1 protein-coding gene is annotated in these 7,297 nt (G+C 66.5%); it reads right to left on the reverse strand.

Translation table 11 applies throughout. The features are described 5' to 3' along the window. Positions 1-7,297: non-ribosomal peptide synthetase (locus BFP96_RS06100; RefSeq protein WP_139113352.1), on the reverse strand; the 7,297-nt coding region annotated here is incomplete at both ends.

Consider the following 7,297-nt stretch of genomic DNA (forward strand, 5'->3'; position numbering starts at 1 on the left):
GGACGCCCACGGGTCAGGTCGCCGCTGCGATACACGCGGCTGCCGGGCTTGCCGAACGGGTCCGGCACGAAACGTTCGGCGGTCAACGCCGGACGCTCCAGGTAACCCCGGGCCACGCCCTCGCCGCCCAGGTACAACTCACCGGCCACGCCGATGGGTTGCAGGTTGAGCTGCGCGTCCAGCACGTAGCCGCTGCGGTTGCCGAGCAAAGTGCCGATGGGCGCGTAGACGGCGCCGCACGGGTCACCCTTGCGCGCCTTCCACAGCAGCGGCGTGACCACGGTTTCGGTGGGGCCGTAGCCGTTGAACAGGTAGGTCGGCTTCAGCGCGCGCCAGGCCAGGTCGTAGCTGGCCTGGGCCACTGCATCCCCGCCGAAGCAGTACACGCGCACCGCTGGAGGGTTGCCGTCGCGCTCGGCGTGTTCGGCCAGTTGCTGCAGGTACACCGGTGGGAACACCGCCATGGTCACGTTGTGGCGGTGCATCTGTTCATAGGTGTATTCCGGCAGCCACAGGCTGTCGTCGCGGATCAGCACGCTGGCGCCATTGATCAACGGGTGCATCCAGCCTTCATGGGCGCCGTCGAAGGCGAATGACATGAAGTGCAGTTCGCAATCGGCCGGGCGGGTTTCATAGCGCTCGCCGGTGGCGATAATGTGCGCCACCAGTGGCCCGTGGGACACCGCCACGCCCTTGGGCATGCCGGTGGAACCGGAGGTGTAGATCACGTAGGCAAGGTTGTCGCCGTCCAGCGCCACATTCGGCGCGCGGTCACTGCACTGCGCCCATTGCTCGCTGCAGTCAATCGCCAGGGTCTCCAGCCCATCGGGGACCGGCAGTTGCGCCAGGGCGCGGGTATGGCTGAGCAGCAATTGCGCCCGGCTGTCCTGCATCATGTACAGCAGGCGATCACGCGGGTATTCGATATCCAGCGGCACGTACACGCCACCGGCCTTCAGCACCGCGAGGAACGCCACCATGATCTCGGCACTGCGCGGCATGGCAATCGCCACGCGCACTTCCGGGCCGACGCCACGGGCGATCAGCGCATGAGCCAGGCGGTTGGCCTGGGTGTCGAGTTCTGCGTAACTGAGGGTGTGCGCATCGAACTTCACCGCGACAGCATCCGGGGTCTCCCGGGCACGGTCGGCGACCAACTCATGCACCAGCCGCTGGGACGGATAGCCGGCATCGGCGCGGTTCCACAGTTGCAGGATGTGCTGCTGCTCGTGCTGATCCAACACGCGCAACTGGCCGATGGCTTGAGTCTGATCGGCCACCATCGCCTGCAACAGGTTCTGCCAATGCCCGGCCATGCGCGCGATGGTGGCGGGTGCAAACAGGTCGGTGGCATAGCTCAGGGAGGCATGCAGCGCCGTCGGGCTTTCTTCCACGTCCAGCGCCAGGTCGAACTGGGCCACGCCGTCATCCCAGCCCAGGACCTCAATGTGCAGGTCGGTCAGCTGCTGCAACTGACGCTCGGCGGACGTTACGCGGTGGTTGAACAGCACCTGGAACAACGGGCTCAGGCTGAGGCTGCGCTCCGGATGCAGCGCTTGCACCAGTTGCTCGAACGGCAGGTCCTGATGGGCCTGGGCGTCCAGGGAGCGCTGGCGCACCTGGCGCAGCAGCTGCTCGACGCTCATCTGCCCGTGAAGGTCGGCCTTGAGCACTTGGGTGTTGACGAAGAAGCCAATCAGGCCCTCGGTCTCCAGGCGGTTGCGGTTGGCAACCGGCACGCCGACGCGCACGTCTTCCTGGCCGCTGTAGCGATGCAACAGCGCCTGGTAGGACGCCAACAACACCATCGGCAAGGTGACGCCGGCATTGCGCGCCAGGGTGCGCAGGCCTTCCAGCAGTCCTGGCGCCAGGTCGATGCCCAGGCGCGCACCGCGATGGCTTGGCAGCGCCGGGCGCGGAAAGTCGAACGGCAGCTCCAGTACCGGTTGCTCGCCGCCCAACTGCTCACGCCAATAGGCCAGTTGACGTGTTTGCTCGCCGGCCTCCATCCAGTTGCGTTGCCATACGGCATAGTCGGCGTACTGGATCGGCAGCGCCGGCAGATCCGCGGTTTGACCCTGGCTAAACGCGGCGTACAGCTGCACCAGCTCTTCGACCATCAGTTGCATCGACCAGCCATCGGAGACGATGTGGTGCTGCACCAGCACCAGCACGTGGTCGTCCTCGGCCAGGCGCAACAACGTGACCCGCAACAGAGGCCCGCGCAATAAATCGAAGGGCCGTGCGACCTCGGCGGCGACGGTGGCCTTGAGGTCGGCGTACTCGCAGGCGCCGTGGTCGATAGCGATCCGGCCGACCGCTTCGATGACCTGCACCGCAGCCGTGGCCTCCTGGCGCAGATGAGTGCGCAGGCTTTCATGGCGGGCCAGCAAGGTGTCGAAACTGCGTTGCAACGCGGCTTCGTTCAATGGGCCATGCAAACGCAAGGCACTGGGGATGTGATACGCCGCGCTCTGCGGGTCCAGTTGCCAGAGGAACCATTGACGCTCCTGGGCATAGGACAACGGCAAGGGTTGCGTGCGGTCGGCCTTGAGCAGCGCCGGTGCGGTGCTGCCCTCCTCGCCGAGGGCGCGCACGAAATCACCCAGCAGGGGCTGCTCGAACAGGGTCTTGAGTGCGACTTCCAGCGCCAGTGCCTGACGCACCCGCGACACCACCCGCGTGGCCAGCAGGGAATGCCCGCCCAGCTCGAAGAAGTGATCGTCGAGGCCGACCTGCGGCACCTCCAGCACCTCGGCCCAGATCGCCGCAACCTGTTGTTCGCGCGCGGTGACGGGCGCCAGGTGGCCCTTGTGCAACTGACCGGCATCGACCTTGGGCAAGGCCTTGCGGTCGAGCTTGCCGTTGGGGGTCAGCGGCAGGCGCTCGAGCAGCAACACGTGCGCCGGCACCATGTAGTCCGGCAGCCGCTCGCGCAGCGCGGTTTTGCAGGCCTGTGAATCCACCGCCGTGGTGGTCACCAGGTAGGCGATCAAACGGTCGTTGTCCGCCAGCACCACCGCTTCCCGCACGCCTGGGTACTCCCGCAGGCAGGCTTCGATTTCACCCAGCTCGATACGGAAGCCGCGCACCTTGACCTGATGGTCGACGCGGCCGATGTACTCGACCACGCCGTCCTCACGGTAACGCGCCAGGTCGCCGGTGCGGTACAGGCGTGCGCCTGGCGGGCCGAACGGGTCCGGCACAAAACGCTCGGCAGTGAGTGCCGGCCGCGCGTGATAACCCCGCGCCAGGCCGACTCCGCCGATCAGCAGCTCGCCGGCCGCGCCCTGCGGGCAGGGGGTAAGCCCGGCATTGAGGATAAACAGCGAGGTATTGGCGATAGGTCGCCCGACAAAAGGCTGCGCCTCGTGCAAGCGATGGGCCGCCGACCAGATGGTGGTTTCCGTCGGCCCGTAGAGGTTCCACACCGGGCCCTGCAAATCGAGCAGACGCTGGGCCAGGTCAGCCGGCAGCGCTTCGCCGCCGCACAGGCACTGGATACCGCGCAGCAGGTGCGCACGCGGGCTGTCGAGCAGCATGCGCCAGGTCGACGGCGTGGCCTGCAGCACGTTGGCTGCCTGGTTGTGAGCCAGGTCGAGGATGGCTTCCGGGTCAAGGGCCATGGCCTGCTCGCTCAACAGCACCGTCGCGCCGACACTCAGCGGCACGAAGAGCTCCAGGGCGAAGATGTCGAATGAGAACGTGGTCAACGACAACAGACGCGCATCGCCGTCAATGGACAAGGTATCGGCCATGCCGCAGGTAAAGCTGCACAACGCCTGGTGCCGCACCATCACGCCTTTGGGCGTGCCGGTGGAGCCGGAGGTGTAGATGACGTAGGCCAGGTGCTCCGGCGTAACGTCCACCTGAGGGTTGTGCGCGTCACCGTCGCAGTCGTCGGTCAGCAGCACCAGCAGGTCCTGGGGCTGTACGAGACGACCGCGCAAATGCGCCTGGGTCAGCAACACCCGGGCATTGCTGTCTTCGAGCATGAACGCCAGGCGCTCTGCCGGGAACTGCGGGTCGAGCGGCACGTAGGCGCCACCGGCCTTGAGGGTTGCCAGCAGGCCGACCACCATGTCCAGGGAGCGTTCCACATGCACCGCCACCAGCACGTCGGGGCCGACGCCCGCCGCGATCAACCGGTGCGCCAGGCGATTGGCCCGGCGGTTGAGTTCGGCGTAGCTCAGGCTGACGTCATTGAAGCGCAGTGCGGTGGCATCCGGCCGGGCGAGCGTTTGCGCCTCGAACAACTGATGTACGCATTGCTCGTGCGGGTAGTCGGCGGGCGTGTGGTTCCAGTCTTCAATCATTTGCTGGCGCTGAGGCGCACTGAGCATCGCCAGTTCGTCGAGCGACTGTGATTCATCGCGTACCACGGCGCGCAGCAGGTTATGCCAGTGCCCGGCCAGGCGTTCCAGGGTCGCCGGCTCGAACAGGTCGGTGGCGTACGTCAGCGACGCCCACAGGCCATCGGCGGATTCTTCGGTTTCCAGGTTCAGGTCGAACTGGGTGCTGTGAACGGCCCAGTCCAGCGGCTGCAATGCCAGGCCCGGCACGTGCACGGCGCCGGCGCGCAAGCTGTCCTGGTGGTTGAACATCACCTGGAACAGCGGGTTATGGCTGAGGCTGCGCTCGGGCTGCAAGGCTTCCACCAGTTGCTCGAATGGCAGGTCCTGATGCGCCTGGGCCTCGAGGGCGCGCTGCTTGACCTGGGCCAGCAGCTGCGCAAAGGGCATTTGCCCCTGCAGCTCGGCCTGCATGACCTGGGTATTGACGAAGAAACCCACCAGCCGTTCGGCTTCCAGGCGCGTGCGGTTGGCGATCGGCACGCCGACACGTATCTCGGACTGTCCGCTGTAGCGATGCAGCACGGTCTGGAACGAGGCCAGCAACAGCATGAACAAGGTTACGTCCTGACGCTGGGCCAACGCCTTGAGTTCGGCCACCAGCGTGCTGTCCAGATGGATCTTCTGGCGCGCGCCGCGATGGCTTTGCACCGCCGGGCGCGGATGGTCCAGAGGCAGCTCCAGCAGCGGGTGTTCACTGCCCAGGCGCGTGCACCAGTAATCGAGCTGGCGCTGTTTTTCCCCGGCCGCCATCCAGTCACGCTGCCATTGGGCATAGTCGGCGTACTGGACCGGCAACGCCGGCAATGGGCTGTCGCCCTGGTAGAGCGCCACCAGCTCATCGACCATCACCTGCATCGACCAACCGTCGGAGATGATGTGATGCTGAGTGATGACCAGCACATGGTGCTGCGCAGCGACTTCCAGCAATTTGACGCGCATCAGCGGGCCACTGCGCAGATCGAACGGGCGCTGAATTTCCTCGGCCACCGCCTGCTCGATCGCCGCCACCTCGACGCGCTGGCGCTCGATGGTCACTGCCAGGGCGGGATGGATGACTTGCAGGGTCTGCTCGCCCTGCTCGACAAAGGTGGTGCGCAGCGGCTCATGGCGCTGTACCAGCGCCTGGAACGCCTGCTCCAGGGCGGCGATGTCCAACTGACCACGCAGGTGCAGGGCGGTGGGAACGTGATAAGCCGCGCTGGCGGGGTCCAGTTGCCAGAGGAACCATTGGCGTTCCTGGGCGAAGGACAACGCCAGCGGATGGTCGCGTTCCAGCGCCACCAACGGCTGCGCCGTGCTCACCTGCAACGCCGCGCAGGCGTCGGCAAACGCGCGCAGGGTCGGCTGTTCGAACAGCGCGCGCAATGGCACTTCCAGGTTGAGCGCATGCCGGACCCGGGAGATGACCTGGGTGGCCAGCAACGAGTGGCCGCCGCGCTCGAAGAAGTGATCCTCCAGCCCGACCTGCTCAACCTGCAACACCGCCTGCCAGATCGCTGCCAGCTGGATTTGCAGCGGGCTGTGGGGCGCCACGTAGGCTTGTGTGTGCTGGTTCAGATCCGGCACCGGCAATGCGCGGCGGTCAAGCTTGCCGTTGTTGTTCAACGGCAAGGCATCGAGCACCACCCACTGCCCGGGCACCATGTAGTCCGGCAGCGACTGACGCAAACGGGCCGCCAGTGCCTGTGTGTCCAAGGCGACGCCCGCAGCGGGCACCACGTACGCCACCAACTGCGTACCGGTGGCGCTCGGCAGCGCCAATACTGCCGCTTCACGCACCTGCGGCAAGGCTTGCAGGCCGGCTTCGATTTCGCCCATTTCGATACGCAAGCCGCGAATCTTCACCTGATGGTCGATACGCCCGACGTACTCCAGCGCACCCGCCTCGTTGTAACGGGCCAGGTCACCACTGCGATACAGTCGGGCGCCGGGGACTGCGGAAAACGGGTCCGGCAGGAAGCGCTCGGCGGTCAGCGCAGGGCGGTCGAAATAGCGCTGGGCCAGACCGGCTTCGGCGCCGATGCACAACTCGCCTACGCCATCGGTCGCCAGCAATTGGAAACTGCTGTCGAGCACGTAGAGCGAGCGCCCTTCAATCGCGCGCCCGATCGGCACACCGAACGCGTCGCTGGCATCATCGAGTTGGCACGCGTGCACGCTGGACACCACCGTCGCCTCGGTCGGCCCATACGTGTTGACCAGCCGTACACCGCCCAACCCGGCAGCATGCCAGGCGCGCAGGCCTTCCACGGACATCGCCTCACCGCCCACATGCACCTGGCGCAGCCGGCCCAGGGAGCGTTGGTGCATGACGCATTCCTTGGCCAGCAGGTACCAATATGCGGCGGGCAAGTCGGCCAGGGTCACGCCCTGTTCAACGATCTCGCGCGCCAGTTGCCCGGCGTCCCACAGGTCATCGCCACGCATGATCAGCGCCGCGCCCACGCACAGCGGCGGGTAGCACTGCTCGACAAAGCCGTCGAAGCTGAAGGTCGCGAACTGCAGCACGCGGTCCTCTGCGCTCAACTGGCTGTACAGCACGGCGCTGTCGCAGAACTGGCCGAGGGCGGCATGGTCGATGGCCACGCCTTTGGGCTGGCCGGTGGAGCCGGAGGTGTAGATCACATACGCCAGGTCCGCCGCCGCCGCGTGATTGGGCGGATTGGTTGCCGGGCAGTCGGCCAGCTCATCGCCCGTGGCGCTGAAGTCGACACGGGTCAGCCCGACCGGCAACGGCACATCGGTCAGCAAGCCGGTTTCGCTGAGCAGCAGGTCCAGGCGACTGTCCGCGAGCATGTAGGCCAGGCGCTCGGCCGGGTATTTCGGGTCCAGCGGTACATACGCCGCGCCGCTCTTGAGTACCGCCAGCAGGCTGACGATCAGTTGCGGACCGCGCCGCGACGCCAGGCCCACGCGCTGGCCGGGGCCCACGCCCAGTGCCA

This window comes from Pseudomonas sp. 34 E 7 (assembly GCF_900005715.1).
Classification (GTDB): Bacteria; Pseudomonadota; Gammaproteobacteria; order Pseudomonadales; family Pseudomonadaceae; genus Aquipseudomonas; species Aquipseudomonas orientalis_A.